Raw genomic sequence first — 16,445 nt, 5'->3', positions numbered from 1 at the left:
GGCTGATGAATGGAGGCGTGCGTGAACGATCTGGCGAGGCAGGCGCGCCAGCTGGACAGGGTGGTCATCCGGTTCGCCGGAGACTCCGGCGACGGCATGCAGCTGACCGGTGACCGGTTCACCGCGCAGGCGGCCGCCTTCGGGAATGATCTGGCGACGCTGCCGGACTTCCCTGCGGAGATCCGGGCTCCTGCCGGCACGCTGCCGGGAGTGTCAAGCTTCCAGTTGCACTTCGCGGACCACGACATCCTGACCCCCGGCGACCGGCCGGACGTTCTTGTGGCGATGAATCCCGCGGCTCTACGGGCAAACCTCAAGGATCTGGCGCGCGGCGGCATCGTCATCGTCAACACCGACGAGTTCGGTAAGCGGGCGCTGGCCAAGGCGGGGTACCCGGCCGATCCGTTGGCAGATGGATCGCTGGATGACTACCAGGTGCACTCGGTTCCCATGGCCGCGCTGACCCGCGAGGCGCTGTCCGGCACCGGACTGGCGAAGAAGGATGCGGAACGTGCCAAGAACATGTTCTCTCTGGGGCTGTTGTCCTGGATGTATCAGCGTCCGACGGCCGGCACCGAGCACTTCCTTCGCACCAAGTTCGCCGGTCGTCCGGAGGTGGCCGAGGCGAACGTGCTGGCATTCCGAGCCGGCTGGAACTACGGCGAGACCACCGAGTCCTTCGCCTTCAGATACGAGGTCGCAGCCGCGAGTCTTCCACGCGGCACCTACCGTCAGATAACCGGCAACACCGCACTCGCGTACGGGATCGTGGCCGCCGGGGAACGCTCGGGACTGCCGGTCTTCCTCGGTTCCTATCCCATCACCCCGGCCTCCGACATCCTGCACGAGTTGGCGCGGCACAAGAACCTCGGCGTGACGACATTCCAGGCAGAGGACGAGATCGCTGGGGTCGGCGCGGCCCTGGGCGCGGCGTTCGGCGGTGCGCTCGCCGTGACCTCGACCTCTGGGCCAGGCGTGGCGCTGAAGGCGGAGACGGTCGGACTCGCGGTCTCCCTCGAATTGCCTCTGGTGATCCTCGATGTCCAGCGCGGCGGCCCGTCGACCGGGCTGCCGACCAAGACGGAGCAGGCCGACCTGCTGATGGCGATGTTCGGACGCAACGGCGAGTCCCCGCTTCCGGTGATAGCCCCGCGCTCGCCCGCCGACTGCTTCGACAGCGTTCTGGAGGCGACCCGGATCGCACTCGCCTACCGCACCCCCGTTCTGCTGCTGTCCGACGGCTCATTGGCCAACGGCTCCGAGCCCTGGCGGATCCCCGAACCGGAAGACCTGCCTGACCTTCGTGTCGACTTCGCGACCGAATTCAACGCGCCCGACGGAAGTGATGCCTTCTGGCCGTACCTGCGTGACCCCGAGACGCTGGCGCGGCCCTGGGCGGTCCCCGGTACTACGGGGCTGCAGCACCGCATCGGCGGTCTGGAGAAGGCCGACGGCACCGGTGAGATCTCGTACGACCCGGACAACCACGACCGCATGGTTGGGCTTCGGGCCGCGAAGATCGACGGCATCGCTGTTCCCGACATCGAGGTCGACGACCCGTCGGGCGCGGCGCGGGTGCTGGTGGTCGGTTGGGGCTCGTCCTACGGACCGATCGGTGCCGCGTGCCGCCGCGTGCGGCACCGGGGAGAGGAGATCGCTCACGTGCATCTGTGTCATCTCAATCCCCTGCCCGCCAACCTGGGCGAGATTCTTGCCCGCTACAGCAAGGTTGTGGTGCCCGAGCTGAACCTTGGGCAGCTGGCCCTACTGTTGCGTGCCCGATTTCTGGTCGATGTGGCCGGTATCAACAGGGTTTCCGGGCTTCCCTTCAAAGCCGAGGAACTACAGGAGCTCTTCCTCGCCGCGATCGAGGACCTCGAGAAGGAACCCGAATGACCACTGTCGATCTGGGTCTGCCCGTTCTGACCGCCAAGGACTTCAAGACCGACCAGGAAGTGCGCTGGTGCCCGGGGTGCGGCGACTACGCGATCCTCGCTGCCGTACAGGGATTCATGCCCGAACTCGGACTGGCCCGGGAGGACGTCGTCTTCCTGTCCGGTATCGGGTGCTCGTCCCGCTTCCCGTACTACATGAACACGTACGGGATGCACTCCATTCACGGACGGGCCCCTGCGATCGCCACCGGGCTGGTTGTAAGCCGCTCCGACCTGTCGGTGTGGGTCGTCACCGGCGACGGCGACGCGCTGTCGATCGGCGGCAATCACTTGATCCACGCCCTACGGCGGAATGTGAATCTGAAGATCCTGCTGTTCAACAACAGGATCTACGGTCTGACGAAGGGCCAGTACAGTCCCACATCCGAAGTCGGCAAGGTCACCAAGTCGACGCCAATGGGTTCGCTGGACCATCCCTTCAACCCGGTCTCGCTCGCGCTGGGTGCTGAGGCGACGTTCGTCGCCCGGGCACTCGATTCCGACCGCAAGCAGCTCACGGAGGTTTTGCGAGCGGCCGCCGAGCATCAGGGCACCGCTCTGGTCGAGATCTACCAGAACTGTCCCATTTTCAATGACGGTGCCTTCGACGCGCTCAAGGAACCTGGCGCGCAGGACCGACGCATCCTCCGACTTCGGCACGGTGAACCACTGCGCTTCGGTCCAGGTGGCGCGTACGGGGTGGTACGTGCCCCGGGAGGCGCGCTGCGAGTCGAAGAGGTCGGTCCACACAATGAGCGGGACGTCTTGGTCCACGACTCCGCCGCTTCCGATCCGGCGCAGGCATTCGCTCTGTCCCGGCTCGACGGGAAGCGCGACGAGGGCATCGGATGCACAGTCACCGGTGTGTTCCGCTCGGTGACCCGGCCCGCATATGACGACCTCGTACGAGACCAGCTCAAGCTGGCCGGCCCGCGCACGCCGCTGCGGGACCTGCTGCACGGTGCCGACACCTGGTCCGTGTGAATCAACCATCAAGCATTCGATCTGGGAGATCTCGATGCCGCTTCGCGACCACATGAAGCTCATCTCTGTTGACGACCACCTCATCGAGCATCCGAAGGTCTGGTTCGACCGCCTTTCGGCGAAGGACCGGGAGACGGGCCCGCGCATCATCGAGAACGGCGACGGCCGTCAGGTATGGACCTACGAGGGCCGGATCTACCCGAACATCGGCCTCAACGCTGTCGTCGGCAAGGACCCGAGCGAATGGGGCTGGGACCCGGTCCGCTACGACGACATGCTGCCGGGGTGCTACAACCCGGTCGAACGCCTGAAGGACATGGACGTCGACGGCGTATACGCCGGCATGGCGTTCCCCTCGTTCCCGGGATTCGCCGGCACCGTCTTCCTCCGGGCCGATGACAAGGATCTCGCGCTGCGGTGCGTCCGGGCGTACAACGACTTCGTGCTGGACGAGTGGTCGGCCACCGACCCGAACCGGCTGCTGTCCGTGGTGATCCTTCCGATGTGGGACGTCCAGGCCAGCATCGCCGAACTGCGGCGCACGGTGGCCAAGGGTGCCAAGGCCGTCTCCTTCATCGAGAGCCCGTCCCCGCTCGACCTGCCGTCCTTCCATACCGACCACTGGGATCCGCTGTTCAGCGCGGTCGAGGAGGTGGACGTGCCGCTGAGCATGCACTTCGGCACTTCAGGTACCCGTCCCTTCACCGCGCCGGACGCACCGGAGGCAACGTTCATCGCGCTGATGGGCCTGAACTCCATGAAGGCTCTGGTCGACCTGTGCTTCTCGCCGGTCTTCCACCGACACCCGAACCTGAAGATCTCCCTCGCTGAGGGCGGCATCGGCTGGATCCCGTACGTGCTGGAGCGGGCGGACACCACCTGGGAGCGGCAGCGGTTCTGGCAGGACATCAACCAGGAGGTCCGTCCCTCGGACTTGTTCAGCAAGCACATCTGGGGCTGCTTCATCACGGATCACACCGGCATCGGTCTGCGCCACGACATCGGCCTCGACCGCATCATGTGGGAGTGCGACTTCCCGCACTCCGACTCCATGTGGCCCAACAGCCGCAAGGTCCTGCACGATGCCGTGACGGACGTCCCGGACGAGGAGGTTCACGCCATGGTGGAGCTCAACGCCCGCAAGCTCTTCAAGCTGGATGGCTGATGACGACCGATCAGCAGCCGGTCGAGCATGATCAGCTTTCGGAAGAAGCGGATCTGCTGACGATCCGTGAGGCGCAGGCCCGTGTCGCCGAGCGCATCCGCGACCTGAGGCAGGAACTGGAGACACTCCAGCACGGCGGAGCAGGCTCCATCGAGCTGGAGGCCGTACGTGGCCGCCTCGACCATCTGATGGAGGCGGCGGAACGGCTCGGCCTCGGCCGGGTGTGAGGAGGAACCGGTGCTGCGCACGGTGTACGGCGACGACCACGAGGAGTTCCGCAAAGTCGTCAGGGCCTTCTTCGAATCCGAGGTGGCTCCTGAGTACGAGGCCTGGGAGGAGGCGGGCGGGCCGCCCCGGAGTTTCTGGACCCGGGCCGGCGAGCTCGGGCTGCTGGGCGTGCAGGTTCCCGAGGACTACGGTGGCGGAGGGGCGGACAGTTACCTGTTCAACGCCGTGATCACGGAGGAGGCGCAGGCGGCGGGGGTAGGGCTCGGGGGGCTCCGGGTGCATACGGACATCTGCATGCCCTACTACCTGCGGTACTGCACGTCCGAGCAGCGTGCACGGTGGCTGCCGCGGTTGGTATCGGGCGAGGCGGTCGCCGCGATCGCCATGTCCGAGCCGGGTGCCGGATCGGACCTGAAGGCGATCGCCACCACGGCGGTCCGGGACGGCGATCACTATGTCGTCAACGGAACCAAGACCTTCATCTCCAACGCGATCAGTGCCGACCTGGTGATCGTCGCCGTGAAGACCGACCCGGAGGCCGGACGCCGCGGTATCAGCCTGCTGGTGGTGGAGCGAGGGATGCCGGGGTTCGAGAGTGGCCGGAACTTCAAGAAGGTGGGCCTGAAAGCACAGGAGCTGGCGGAACTGTCCTTCGCCGATGTGCGTGTGCCGGTGGACCATCTGCTGGGCGAGGAGAACCGGGGCTTCGAGTACCTCATCGCCAACCTCGCTCAGGAGCGACTGTCCATCGCGGTCGCCTCGCAGGCCGCGGCCGGTGCCGCACTCGGGCACACCGTGGAATACGTCGGGGGCCGCAGGGTTTCCGGGGTTGCTGTCGGCTCGTTCCAGAACACCCGCTTCGAGCTGGCGGCCTGCGCGACCGACATAGCGGCCGGCCAGGCGCTGGTGGACAGCGCGCTGCTCGCCCATGAGAAGGATGAGTTGAGCCCGGAAGACGCGGCCGTGGTGAAGCTCTTCTGCACCGAGATGCAGGGGCGTGTGGTGGACCGTTGTCTGCAGCTGCACGGCGGTTACGGCTACATGTGGGAGTACCCGATCGCCCGGGCGTACGCGGATGCGAGGGTCTCCCGGATTCTGGCCGGGTCCAGCGAGGTCATGAAAGTGATCATCTCGCGGTCGCTCGGGCTGTGAGGCATGACTGGGTCAGTCGGTCTTGGCGACCTGCGTGACGCTCTTGGGCAGGCCGGGCGAGACCGGCTTGTGACCCCAGACGCTCAGCGTCTCCGGGTTGCGCTCGCTGATCAGCCCCCAGTCAGGGCTGGTCATGCCGCCGTTGAGGTACTCGAAGGCAAAGCCGCTCGGGGTGATCGGGTAGAAGGAGATCACCGGGTCCTGGGTGTGCTTGCCCAGTGAGTACACCATGCCGGTGCCGCGCTCCTGGACCAGGTCGTGGGCGATGCCGACGTCGTCCAGGTCGTTGACGCCGATGCCGATGTGGTGCAGACCCCGGTGGCCGGGGATCATGCCGTAGGCGATGTTGTGGCTGAGCGTGGTGAGGTTGGTGGCCCAGAAGCCGATCTGTCCTCGATGGCCGTTCGCGCCGTGGCCGAACCAGCGGAAGCCCATGACGTTCGCCAGGAAGTCGTCGAGCTCCGGCGGGTACTCGGGGACGATCAGCACCATGTGCCCGACTCCCAGCTCGTCGGCGACGAAACCGGCGTGCCGTCGGCCAGGGACGAAGGAGCGCTGGTCGAACTTCTGGCCGTAGAACAGCTCGTGCTGGTAGCCGACCGGGTCGTTGAACCGGACGAGCTCCGTCACCCCACGCCGCTCGGCCAGTTCCGCGTCACCGACGGTGACCTCGACACCGGCCTTGCGGAGCTTGGCGACCGCCGCGTCGTACGCGGGCCGGTTGGGAATCTCCCAGCCGATGTAGGCCACCTGCTCCGATTCTCCCGGATGGACCGCGATGCGGTAGCGGCGGTCGTCCATCCTCAGGTACACGGTCTCATCCCCCTCCGGAGGGGCCGCGAGTCCGAACCCGAGGACCTCAGGGCCGAAAGTGCGCCAGTCACGGTAGTTGGGTGACTCCACCCCGACATAGCCGATACCCAAGATGTCCATCGCGCTTCTCTTCCTCTCACAGTCGGATCCACCGATTGAACGGATGATACAGTTTCAGTATAGTGCGTCCCGCTCGCGGCCTGCGTCAAGTCGACGCGGGAGACGGGACACCTGGGAGGAACCGGTATGCGGCTCGGGACGGTCGTGCTGTGGGGCGACGACATCGCGGATTTTCGTCGCCAAGTACGCCTGGCGGAGGATTTGGGTTACGAGGTCATCGGCGTCGGGGACTCGCCTGCGGCCTGGCATGACATGTATGTGTCGCTGACGGTGGCGGCGCAGGAGACCAGGACCGCCACGCTCGCCACCATGGTCACCACGCCCTTCCTGCGGCATCCCGCTGTCACCGCAGGTGCCGCCTCTGCGCTTCATGAACTCACGGGCGGGCGGTTCCTGTTGACGATGGGAGTGGGCGGCAGCGCTCTGGCCTCCTTGGGGCGATCGAAGGCAAAGGTTGCAGAGGTGGGCGATTACATGGGTGCCCTCCGTGAACTGCTGAACGGGGGTCGAGCGGAGGTCGATGGCTTCACGACGGCGCCGTTGAGGCGTGCCCGCGCCCTGCCGCTCTATCTCGCGGCGGACGGCCCCCGTACGCTACGGCTGGCCGGTGAGCTCGCCGACGGAGTCGTCATCGGCGTCGGACTGTCGCTCGATCTCGTGGCCCAGAAGATCGACGTGGTCCGGGCAGCGGCGCGTGACGCGGGGCGGGATCCGGACGCGATCGACTTCTGGGGCATGGGCTTCGCGTCCGTACGTGAAAGCCGCGCCGAAGCCGACCACGACATCAGTGCCTTCCTCGCGTCGGTCGGCGGCATGGGCCTGAAGGCCCCGCATATGCGGGCGATCATTCCGCCCGAGCTTCTGGGCGCGGTGATGGAGCTGGAGCGACGGTACGACCCCACCAAGCACGTGGTGGTCGGCAGTGCTCAGGCGCGCATGGTGGAGGAGCTGGGGCTCACTGACTTCCTCGTGGGCCTGCGGGGAGTGACGGGGAACCCGCAGGAGGTGCGTGCCTACACCGATGAGCTGGCCAAGCTGGGCGTTTCCTGCCTCCTCGCCCCGATGCCCGGCAACGTCGATCCCGAGGGCATGCTCGCCCGTGTCAGCGCGGCTCTGCGGGACTGAGTAGCGTCCGGTGGGAAGACTTGACGGCAAGGCGGCCCTGATCACGGGCGGTGGCAAGGGGATCGGGCGAGGGATCGCTCGGGCATACGCGCGCGAGGGCGCGGCCGTCGTGATCGTCGAGGTCGACGAGGAGGCGGGCGCCCGGACGCTTCAGGAGATACAGGCTTTCGGCGCGGCGGCCCTTGTTCGCGCCGATGTCGGGCGCAAGGCGGACGTCCTCTCCGCGATCCGTTGGACGATCGAGCGGTTCGGCCGCCTGGACGTGTTGGTCAACAACGCGATAGCCCTGTCCCCGAACGTCCTGTTGGAGCAGAAGACTGACGACATGCTCGACGGCGTGCTGCGCACTGGCCTGTGGGGCACATGGTGGGCCATGCAGGCGGCTTTCCCTGTGATGCGGGACCAGGGCGGCGGGCGTGTCATCAATCTCTACTCGATCGATGCCGAAGCGGGCGCCTGGCTGCATGCCGACTACAACGCGACCAAAGATGCCGTGCGTGGCCTTACCAGGAACCAGGACAGCTGCGGCCGAGTGGGGCCGCTACGGGATCCTGGTCAACCTGATCGCGCCCACCGCCGCCGGCAGCGTCTTCGAGGACCTCGTCGCGGCGGATCCGGGTTTCGCGGAGACGGCCGCCTCCATCAATCCGCTCGGCCGGGTCGGTGACCCGGAGACGGATGTCGCGCCCGTCGCGGTGTTCCTCGCCACGGAGGACTCGCGCTGGGTGACAGGAGAGACCATCCACGTCGACGGGGGCCAGCATCTGCCGCGTTACCAGAGTCGTCCCCGAGGCCGCTGACGGCAGATGCTGGCCGCTGTCTGCTGTCCGCGAATTTCACTAGGAGTTGTGCCATGGCCGATTTGGAATACCAGGTGACTGACGGCATCGCGACGATCCGGCTGAACCGACCCAAGCGAAAGAACGCGTTCACTTTGGACATGGTGGATGCCTGGGCAGGGGCGCTTGCCGAAGCCCGTTCGGACACCGACGTACGGGTCGTGGTACTGACCGGGGCAGGCGACGCCTTCTGCGCCGGTGTGGATCTGGATGACTTCAACGGTGCTCGGACGTCTGTGCTGGCAGACAAGGAGGTGCTCACAGATCGGGTGCACCGGGTCGCGCTGGTTCTGGAGGACTTGGACAAGCCGGTCCTGGCGGCCGTGAACGGGGTGGCGGTCGGAGCCGGGATGGATATGGCACTCATGTGCGACATCCGGTTCGCCGCGCGGTCGGCGCGATTTTCTGAGGGTTATGTACGCGTTGGACTCGTACCCGGAGACGGCGGATGCTACTACCTTCCACGGCTCGTGGGTACGGCCAAGGCGCTGGAACTGCTGTGGACCGGTGACTTCGTGGATGCCGAAGAAGCGCTGCGGATCGGCATCGTCAGTCACGTACATGCGGATGCGGATCTCCTGAGTGAGGTTTATGCCTTCGCCCGCAGGCTGGCGGCCGGCCCGCCGGTGGCCATCCGGCTCATCAAGCGGGCGGTCCGCCAGGGGCAGGGGTCGGATCTGCGCTCCGCTCTGGACCTGATCTCCTCTCACCAGGCCATCGTTCAGTCCACGCGCGATTCTCGGGAGGCGTACACAGCGTTCCGGGAGAAGCGCGATCCGATCTTCGAGGGCCGCTGAGTGACGAGCGTCCAGCGCCAAGTAGCGCTAGACGTAAATAACAGAAACTGATTATTCTGTTCACATGAACCTGCTCCTGCTGTTGGAGATGGCGGCCTCGGGCTTCGGTGACCGTGTCGTGCTGGGAAGTCCGCGTGACGGCGTCACAGCTGCGGATCTGCATACGCGCGCGCTGTCCGGCGCCGCACTGATCAGGCGATCCGGAGCCCGGTCCGTGGTGTACCTCGCTGGGAACGGGGCGGTCTTCGCCGTGGCTCTCTTCTCCGGAGCCGCCGCAGGCGTGCCGGTGGTCCCACTCAACTACCGGCTCGGTACGGACCGCCTGCGCGAACTGGTCGCCGCGCACGAGCCGGCGCTGATCATCGCCGACGACGAGAGCGCCGCTCGGCTGAATGACCTGTCGGCTCGATTGACGCCCGAGGATTGGATGGACCGTACGGCCGAGGAGGCGCCCGAGACGGCGCCTGTGACCGAGAACGACCCCATCGCGCTGCTGCTCTACACCAGCGGCACCACGGCGGCCCCCAAGGCGGCTGTCCTCAGGCACAGTCATGTGTCCTCGTACGTCCTGTCCACCGTGGAGTTTGCGGGGGCGCACGAGGCCGAGGCCGCGCTCGTCAGCGTGCCGCCCTACCACGTGGCGGGAGTCTCCAATACGGTCAGCAACCTCTACGCGGGCCGTCGGGTGGTCCACCTGCCCTCCTTCGACCCCGGCCGCTGGCTGTCCGTCGCCCGTGACGAGGGCATTACCCACGCGCTCGTCGTGCCGACCATGCTCGCCCGGATCGTCGAGCACCTCGGCGACGATCCTGCGGGCGTGCCGGCGCTCACGTCGCTCGCGTACGGGGGTGCACCGATGCCCGCCCCCGTGATCGAGCGTGCGCTACGGCTCTTTCCCGACACCGGTTTCGTCAACGCGTACGGACTCACCGAGACCAGTTCGACGATCGCCCTGCTCGGCCCCGAGGACCACCGGGACCCGGCCCGGCTCGGATCGGCGGGGCGGATCGTACCCGGCGTCGAGGCCCAGGTCCGCGACGAGAACGGCGAACCACTGCCCCCCGGTGAACCCGGCACCCTCTGGGTGCGCGGAGACCAGGTCTCCGGCGAATACCTCGGTTTCTCGGGAGACCGGGATCCCGGAGGATGGTTCCATACCCGGGACCGCGCGTACCTGGACGCGGACGGTTATCTGTTCGTCCTGGGGCGCGCGGACGACACGATCATCCGCGGAGGCGAGAACATCGCCCCCGCCGAGATCGAAGAGGTGCTGCGCGCTCACCCGGCAGTCGCCGATGCCGCCGTGACCGGCATGCCCGACGAGGAGTGGGGCGAGCGCATCGCTGCCGCGATCGTGCCCAGGGCGGAGGCGGCCCGCCCCACTCCTGATGAGCTGCGGGACCACGTACGAGACGTACTGCGTAGCTCCAAGACTCCCGACATCGTCGTCCTGGTCCCCGACCTGCCGTACAGCGACCTCGGCAAACTCGCCCGTCGGCAGCTCGCCGACACGATACGCACGGCCCTGAGGATCTCTCACGCCTGACGGAAGGCACATCATGCAAACCGCTGTGATCGTGGACGCCGTGCGCTCACCGAGCGGCCGCGGCAAGACCGGCGGCGCGCTCTCGTCGCTGCACGCCGTCGATTTGCTGGCCCAGGTCTTCAAAGCCTTGATCGCCCGCAACGACGTCGATCCGGCCGAGGTCGATGACGTGCTAGTCGGCTGCGTCAGTCAGGCGGCGGACCAGTCAGGAACGCCGGGCCGCTGGGCCTGGCTGGCCGCCGGTCTGCCCGAACACGTCCCTGCCGTCACGATCGACCGCCGGTGCGGCTCGAGCCAGCAGGCCGCGCACTTCGCCGCGCAGGGCGTCATGGCCGGCGCCTACGACATCGCCGTGGTCGGCGGCATCGAGTCGATGAGCCGGGTACCCATGGGGTCCGCCCGGATGGGGGGTGACCCCTTCGGCCCGACGGCGAGCGCCCGGTACGCGCCCGGTCCGGTTCCGCAGGGCATATCGGCCGAACTCGTGGCCGCCAGGTGGAAGCTGACGCGGGATCAGGTCGACGCGTACGCGCTCGGGTCCCAGCAGCGCGCCGCGCAGGCCGCGGAGTCCGGAGCCTACGACGCCGAGATCGTCCCGATCACCACCCCTGACGGGACCGTGGTCGTCGCCGACGAGACGATCCGGCCCGGCACATCCGCTGAGGCCCTCTCCCGGCTCGCACCGTCGTTCCGCAGCGAGGACATGGAGGCACGTTTCCCGGAGATCGACTGGTCCGTAACGGCGGGGAACTCCTCTTCGCTGGCCGACGGGGCCAGCGCCCTCCTCGTCATGAGCGAGCGGCGGGCCGAGCAGCTGGGTCTGCGTCCGCTTGCCCGCTTTCACGCCTTCGCTGTCGTCTCAGACGATCCGATCACCATGCTCACCGGACCGATCCCCGCCACCGAGAAGGTTCTCGCGCGAGCCGGTCTGACCATGCAGGACATCGACCACTTCGAGGTCAACGAGGCGTTCGCCCCGGTACCGCTCGCCTGGTTGGCGGAGACCAAGGCCGATCCCGAGCGGCTCAACCCGCGGGGTGGCGCCATCGCCCTCGGCCACCCGCTCGGCGCGTCGGGGGCTCGGCTGATGACCACCATGGTGCACGCGCTGGAAGCCACCGGCGGGCGCTATGGCCTGCAGACCATGTGCGAGGCCGGCGGCATGGCCAACGCCACGGTGATCGAACGGCTGGGAGGAGCCTGATGGCCGCCGTCACCAGTCCGGCCCTCGTCCCGGCCCCCGCCCGGCTCGGCGCTCGGGCCGCAGAACTGCGCAGGAAGGTACGGGAGTTCGTCACCAGCGAGCTGGCCGCCAGGACCTTTGAGCCGCGTTGTGACAGTTGGCTCTCCGGCTGGGACGAGGACTTCAGCCGCCGCCTCGGCGCGCGTGGCTGGCTCGGCATGACGATTCCCCAGGAGTACGGCGGCCACGGCCGTACCGCCCTGGAACGCTACGTCGTCACCGAGGAACTGCTCGCCGCGGGCGCTCCCGTAGCGGCCCACTGGGTCGCCGACCGACAGACTGCACCCGCCCTGCTCCGTTATGGAACCCTCGAACTGTGTGAGCGGTACCTGCCCGGCATCGCCCGTGGCGAGTGCTACTTCGCCATCGGTCTGAGCGAGCCGGACGCCGGTTCGGACCTCGCGGCCGTACGAACCCGGGCCGAACCGGTCGATGGTGGCTGGAAGATCACCGGGACAAAGGTATGGACGAGCGGCGCCCATCACGCCCACGCCTTCTTCGTCCTGGCCCGCAGCTCACCGCCGGAGGGACGCAACCGGCACGCCGGGCTGTCCCAGTTCGTCGTCGAACTGTCCGCCCCCGGTGTCACGATCAGACCGATCCGGCTGATCTCCGGTGAGCATCACTTCAACGAAGTCGTGTTGGACGGCGTCTTCGTCCCGGACGACATGGTGCTGGGCACCATCGGCGAGGGCTGGCGCCAGGTCACCTCCGAACTCGCCTTCGAACGCAGCGGCTCCGAGCGCTTTCTGTCCACCTTCCCGCTGCTCGCCGCCCTCGTCGACGAGCTCGTCGAGGGCGGCGAGGGCGGCACGGGTCAGCGCGAACTCGGCCGGCTCGTCTCCAGAGTGTGGACGCTGCGTCGGCTGTCGCTGTCCGTCGCGGCTGCCCTCGATCGGGGAGAGGTGCCGGACGTCGCCGCCGCGCTGGTGAAGGACCTGGGGACCCGGCTGGAGAACGAGATCACCGACACCGCGCGGCTGCTGACCCGTACCGAACCCGATCCGTCCGCGGTCACCGGCCTGCCCCGGCTGCTCGCCGACGCCGTGCTGCACGCCCCGGGCTTCACACTGCGCGGTGGCACCAACGAGATTCTGCGTGGCGTCGTCGCGCGGGCGATGGGGATGCAGTGACGAGCACGGTGTCCGAAGACGAACTGAGACTGCTGGCCGCGACCTGCGCCGAGATCTTCGACGCACACGAGGACGGGCGGCCCCCGGCGGGCGCATGGGACCCGGAGCTGTGGAAGACGCTGGAGGAATCCGGGCTCACGCTGGTATCCGTGTCGGAGAAGGCCGGCGGCAGCGGTGGAACTCTCCATGAGGCGGCCGCGGTCATCGGCGCGGCCGGCGAGCATGCCGTCTGCGCACCTCTGGGTGAGACGGCGCTGCTCGGTGCCTGGCTCCTGGCCGAGGCCGGACTGCCACTGCCTGCGGGCCCGTTGACAGCGGCGGACGGGACCGGCGCGCTCACCGCCCGGCGTAGCGGCGATCGATGGGAGCTGCGCGGACGGTTGTCCCGGGTGGCATGGGGCCGGCAAGCGGCCGGGTTGGCCGTCGCGGTCCTGTCGGAGGATGGTGAAGAGGCCGTGGCGTTGCTCAACCCACAGGACTTCGTCTTCCGACCGGGCCTCAACTCGGCCGGAGAGCCGCGTGACGACCTGAGCGTCGACACCCGGCCGGAACCGGATCACGTGGCAGCCGTGCCCTCCGGCACCGCCGACCAGCTACGTCTGCGCCAAGCTCTCCTGCGTACGGTATTGATCGCCGGGGCTGCCGAGCGTGCCTTGGTCCTCACCCTGCGGTACACGGCCGAACGCGAGCAGTTCGGCAGAGCACTGGGCAGCTTCCAGGCCGTGCAGCAGCAGGTCGCCGAGCTGGCAGCCGAGGCCGCGGCGATCCGTGTGGCGGCCGACGCCGCCGTCGCCCTGTGCGAAGCCGTGGGTGTCGCGAACGAGCGGGCCGGGTTCGCCGTCGCGGCCGCCAAGGTCCAGGCAGGGCGAGGTGCGGGACTGGTTGCCCGCATCGCTCACCAGGTCCATGGAGCGATCGGATTCACCGACGAGCATCCACTGCGGCTGGCCACCACCCGCCTGTGGGCCTGGCGTGACGAAGCCGGTGATGAAGCGCAATGGGCCACCGGGATCGGTGGGAGGGCGCTGGCCGCGGGCACACCGGGCATCTGGGAGCTCATCACCGAAGCGGATTGACACACCCACCGACGCACCACCGCCCACGCACGAGGAGCCGCACGCATGGACTTGCAGGAACCGCCTGTTGATGTCAGTGAGCGTTCCCCTGAGGCCCAAGGTGCCTCCGGTTTCCGTGAGTTCGCCGTCATCGCGGCCCTTATGTTCGCCGCGATGCCCTTCCTGCTGGCCGAGACGCTCTACTCGCCCGCCCTGCCCGCCGTTGCGGCGGAGTACGGGAAGCCACTGGCCGACGTGAGCTGGCTGCTCACCGGACATCTCCTGTTCGCGGCGGTGCTGACGCCGATCGCCGGCCGGATGGCAGACGTGTACGGTCGGGGCCGACTGCTCGTCGTGGTGCTCGGGGTTACCGGTGTGGGGGCCGTCATCGCGGGCCTGGCGTCCAATCTCCCCGTGCTGATCGCCGGCCGTGTTCTGCAGGGCGCCACGGTCGCCGCTGTTCCATTGTCCCTGAGCGTGGCCCGGGACGCGCTGCGGCCGGAACGGGTCGGCCTCGGCGTCGGCCTGCTGAGTGCGGTCTTCGGGGTGGGAGCGGGGTTCGGCTTCCTGTTCTCGGGACCGATCGTCGACCACCTCGGACTGGACTGGCTGGCATGGTCCGTGGCCGTGGTCGCGGGAACCGCCATCGTCCTGCTCTCCGTGACCGTCCTCGGCCTGCGGCCGACGACCACGGTGGACCGCAAGAGAATCGACCTCCTGGGCGCGCTCCTGCTCGCCACAGCTCTGGTGCCGCTGCTGCTTTACATCAGCAAGGGTTCCGAATGGGGCTGGTTCTCGACGAAAGGGCTCCTGTGCATGGCGCTGAGCGTGGTCGCGGCGGCTGCCTTCGCAAAGGCGGAGCTGACCGTGCGGGATCCGATGGTGGACCTGCGGGCGCTGTCCCGGCGGTCCGTGTGGTCACTGAACATTCCCGCGCTTGCCGACAGCGTGGGCAGTCTCGGGGCCAACTTCCTGATTCCCCAGCTCGTGGTCCTCGGTGCTGTGAAGACCTCCTGGAACTGGGGAGAGACGGCCACCGACGCCGGACGTCTGCTGCTCGCGTGCAGCATAGGCATCCTGATCGGGGGGCCGTTGACCACCTTGCTCAAGAACGTGGCCGACCCTCGGACCCTCCTCGCGGCCAGCTTCGGCCTCTTCCTGGTGGAGTATCTGGCGATCGCCCTGTTCCACGGAACGCACGCGGTCGTACCGATGGCGCTGTTCCTCGGTGGGGTGGGGTTCGGGATGTGCAGCGCGTCCGTGGCCAACCTCGTGATACGAGGCGTTGAGCCGTCCTTGACCGCTGTCGCCATGTCCGCGAACTACACCCTGCGACTCATCGGCGGATCGGTCCTCACCCAGGTACTCGCGGCGATCCTGACCGCGAGTGCGACCGCGCACGGTGGCGCGGCGACCGAGGGGGCCTTCGAGGCGGCGGTGTTCACTTGTGCCGGTCTGGTCCTCATCGGAGGACTGTCGACGATGCTGATCCCAAAGGGGGAAACAGCCCAGCGGGCTTGAGGCGGCCGAGTTCGCGGGACATCCGACTGCGGAGTAGGGGCGGATGTCCCGCCGCGGTTTCGTGGATCTGCGATTCAGGGATGACGACGACCCAGGAGTCCTATTGCGTCGGCGAAGCTGCGCAACAGATCGTTGAGGTGGGTGCAGGTGCCGATGCCGGTGAACTCGGCGCGGACCTCGTCACGGAGTGCGGTCAGGTGACGGCCCGCGATGCGTCCGGCGCTAGCGGCGGCCGTCGGGCACTCCACGTAGGGCAGGACGTGTGGGTCGGCCGTGGCGTCCAGGACTCTCAGCGTTCGCGCGTCGACGTGGGCGCGGGCGGCGTACTCGTGGATCACGGTCTCACGGCCGTCGGCCTCCGTGTGCGTGTCGCGGAAGAAGGCGTTGAGGACCAGTAGTTCGGGGCCCGGAGCGACGTCAAGCCTGCGATGCCGTCGCACACCGCCTGGCGGTAGCGACGAGACGTCCACATCGGCCAAGTGAGGGGCGGGCGGGCCGATCGTCACCAACTGGCGCCCGGCGCGCAGCGATCCCTGGACGAGTGTGCCGTCGCTGCGCCATCCTGCGCACACATCGGCCTTCGGGGCGGCCCCTTCGGCCACCCATGGAGGCTGGTAACCACCCCGTAGTCGGGCGTAGTTGCGCACGAGCATCACGGGAGGCAGGTCGTCGAGCAGGGTCCACAGGGGCGAGGCGGACCGGCCCTCATCGGGCAGCAGTTCCGCTGCCAGCCTGCGGAAGCCTCGTGTCAGATGGGTGCCGACCAGCCCGGCGGTCCGACTCTGGTGTA

Annotated in this window: 15 protein-coding genes and 1 pseudogene; 14 read left to right on the top strand and 2 right to left on the bottom strand. The window is 67.9% G+C overall.

The annotated features are described in order from the left end of the window. Nucleotides 1–21 precede the first annotated feature (21 nt). Genes AC3ETA_RS19840 through AC3ETA_RS19820 form a run of 5 tightly spaced genes read left to right on the top strand, consistent with a single transcriptional unit; the run spans nucleotide 22 to nucleotide 5,463 of the window. A complete protein-coding gene (locus AC3ETA_RS19840; RefSeq protein WP_432194240.1) occupies nucleotides 22–1,896 on the top strand; it encodes a 2-oxoacid:acceptor oxidoreductase subunit alpha in 1,875 nt (624 codons plus the stop codon). Next, nucleotides 1,893–2,918: a 2-oxoacid:ferredoxin oxidoreductase subunit beta gene (locus AC3ETA_RS19835; RefSeq protein ID WP_432194239.1), complete on the top strand. Its 1,026-nt coding sequence runs from the start codon at nucleotides 1,893–1,895 to the stop codon at nucleotides 2,916–2,918. The genes AC3ETA_RS19840 and AC3ETA_RS19835 overlap by 4 nt, the downstream gene beginning before the upstream one ends. A gap of 34 nt (nucleotides 2,919–2,952) precedes the next feature. Next, entirely contained in the window at nucleotides 2,953–4,083 is a 1,131-nt protein-coding gene (locus AC3ETA_RS19830; RefSeq protein WP_432194238.1) for an amidohydrolase family protein, read from the top strand. Beyond that, nucleotides 4,083–4,310 carry a hypothetical protein gene (locus AC3ETA_RS19825; RefSeq protein WP_432194237.1) on the top strand — a complete coding sequence of 76 codons (228 nt, stop codon included), beginning with the start codon at nucleotides 4,083–4,085 and terminating at the stop codon, nucleotides 4,308–4,310. Before AC3ETA_RS19830 ends, AC3ETA_RS19825 begins: the two co-directional genes overlap by 1 nt. A gap of 10 nt (nucleotides 4,311–4,320) precedes the next feature. Beyond that, nucleotides 4,321–5,463, top strand: coding sequence for an acyl-CoA dehydrogenase family protein (locus AC3ETA_RS19820; protein ID WP_432194236.1), 1,143 nt, complete (start codon nucleotides 4,321–4,323; stop codon nucleotides 5,461–5,463). Between the two features lie 12 nt (nucleotides 5,464–5,475). Here the strand turns inward: AC3ETA_RS19820 and AC3ETA_RS19815 are convergent, their stop codons facing one another. Further along, nucleotides 5,476–6,396 (bottom strand): VOC family protein, encoded by a 921-nt coding sequence (locus AC3ETA_RS19815; RefSeq protein WP_432194235.1) that lies wholly within the window; start codon nucleotides 6,394–6,396, stop codon nucleotides 5,476–5,478. 126 nt (nucleotides 6,397–6,522) lie between these two features. Here AC3ETA_RS19815 and AC3ETA_RS19810 point away from each other — a divergent pair, with 126 nt between their 5' ends. The 9 genes and pseudogenes from AC3ETA_RS19810 to AC3ETA_RS19770 all read left to right on the top strand — a co-directional run bounded on the left by AC3ETA_RS19810 (nucleotide 6,523) and on the right by AC3ETA_RS19770 (nucleotide 15,655). After that, nucleotides 6,523–7,521, top strand: a complete 999-nt coding sequence (locus AC3ETA_RS19810; RefSeq protein ID WP_432194234.1) for an LLM class flavin-dependent oxidoreductase — start codon at nucleotides 6,523–6,525, stop codon at nucleotides 7,519–7,521. 10 nt (nucleotides 7,522–7,531) lie between these two features. Then, a pseudogene (locus AC3ETA_RS19805) lies at nucleotides 7,532–7,984 on the top strand (SDR family NAD(P)-dependent oxidoreductase); the annotation flags it as partial. 34 nt (nucleotides 7,985–8,018) lie between these two features. Next, on the top strand, nucleotides 8,019–8,321 hold the full coding sequence (locus AC3ETA_RS19800; protein ID WP_432194233.1) for an SDR family oxidoreductase: 303 nt from the start codon (nucleotides 8,019–8,021) through the stop codon (nucleotides 8,319–8,321). A gap of 53 nt (nucleotides 8,322–8,374) precedes the next feature. Continuing rightward, complete coding sequence (locus AC3ETA_RS19795) at nucleotides 8,375–9,157, top strand: enoyl-CoA hydratase/isomerase family protein (RefSeq protein WP_432194232.1); 783 nt, start codon at nucleotides 8,375–8,377, stop codon at nucleotides 9,155–9,157. Between the two features lie 64 nt (nucleotides 9,158–9,221). After that, nucleotides 9,222–10,703, top strand: a complete 1,482-nt coding sequence (locus AC3ETA_RS19790; RefSeq protein WP_432194231.1) for a class I adenylate-forming enzyme family protein — start codon at nucleotides 9,222–9,224, stop codon at nucleotides 10,701–10,703. Nucleotides 10,704–10,716: 13 nt separating this feature from the next. Then, nucleotides 10,717–11,907, top strand: coding sequence for a thiolase family protein (locus AC3ETA_RS19785; RefSeq protein ID WP_432194230.1), 1,191 nt, complete (start codon nucleotides 10,717–10,719; stop codon nucleotides 11,905–11,907). Then, on the top strand, nucleotides 11,907–13,079 hold the full coding sequence (locus AC3ETA_RS19780; RefSeq protein ID WP_432194229.1) for an acyl-CoA dehydrogenase family protein: 1,173 nt from the start codon (nucleotides 11,907–11,909) through the stop codon (nucleotides 13,077–13,079). Before AC3ETA_RS19785 ends, AC3ETA_RS19780 begins: the two co-directional genes overlap by 1 nt. After that, entirely contained in the window at nucleotides 13,076–14,155 is a 1,080-nt protein-coding gene (locus AC3ETA_RS19775; RefSeq protein WP_432194228.1) for an acyl-CoA dehydrogenase family protein, read from the top strand. The genes AC3ETA_RS19780 and AC3ETA_RS19775 overlap by 4 nt, the downstream gene beginning before the upstream one ends. Before the next feature lie 45 nt (nucleotides 14,156–14,200). Continuing rightward, a complete protein-coding gene (locus AC3ETA_RS19770; RefSeq protein ID WP_432194227.1) occupies nucleotides 14,201–15,655 on the top strand; it encodes an MFS transporter in 1,455 nt (484 codons plus the stop codon). A 74-nt stretch (nucleotides 15,656–15,729) separates the two neighbouring features. On the opposite strand, the gene AC3ETA_RS19765 is transcribed toward AC3ETA_RS19770, so the two are convergent. Beyond that, on the bottom strand, nucleotides 15,730–16,445 hold a 716-nt coding region (locus AC3ETA_RS19765), incomplete at its 5' end, for a DUF2889 domain-containing protein (protein WP_432194226.1).

Source organism: Streptomyces sp. bgisy027, assembly GCF_057710365.1.
This window is presented reverse-complemented; position numbering and strand designations above follow the sequence as displayed.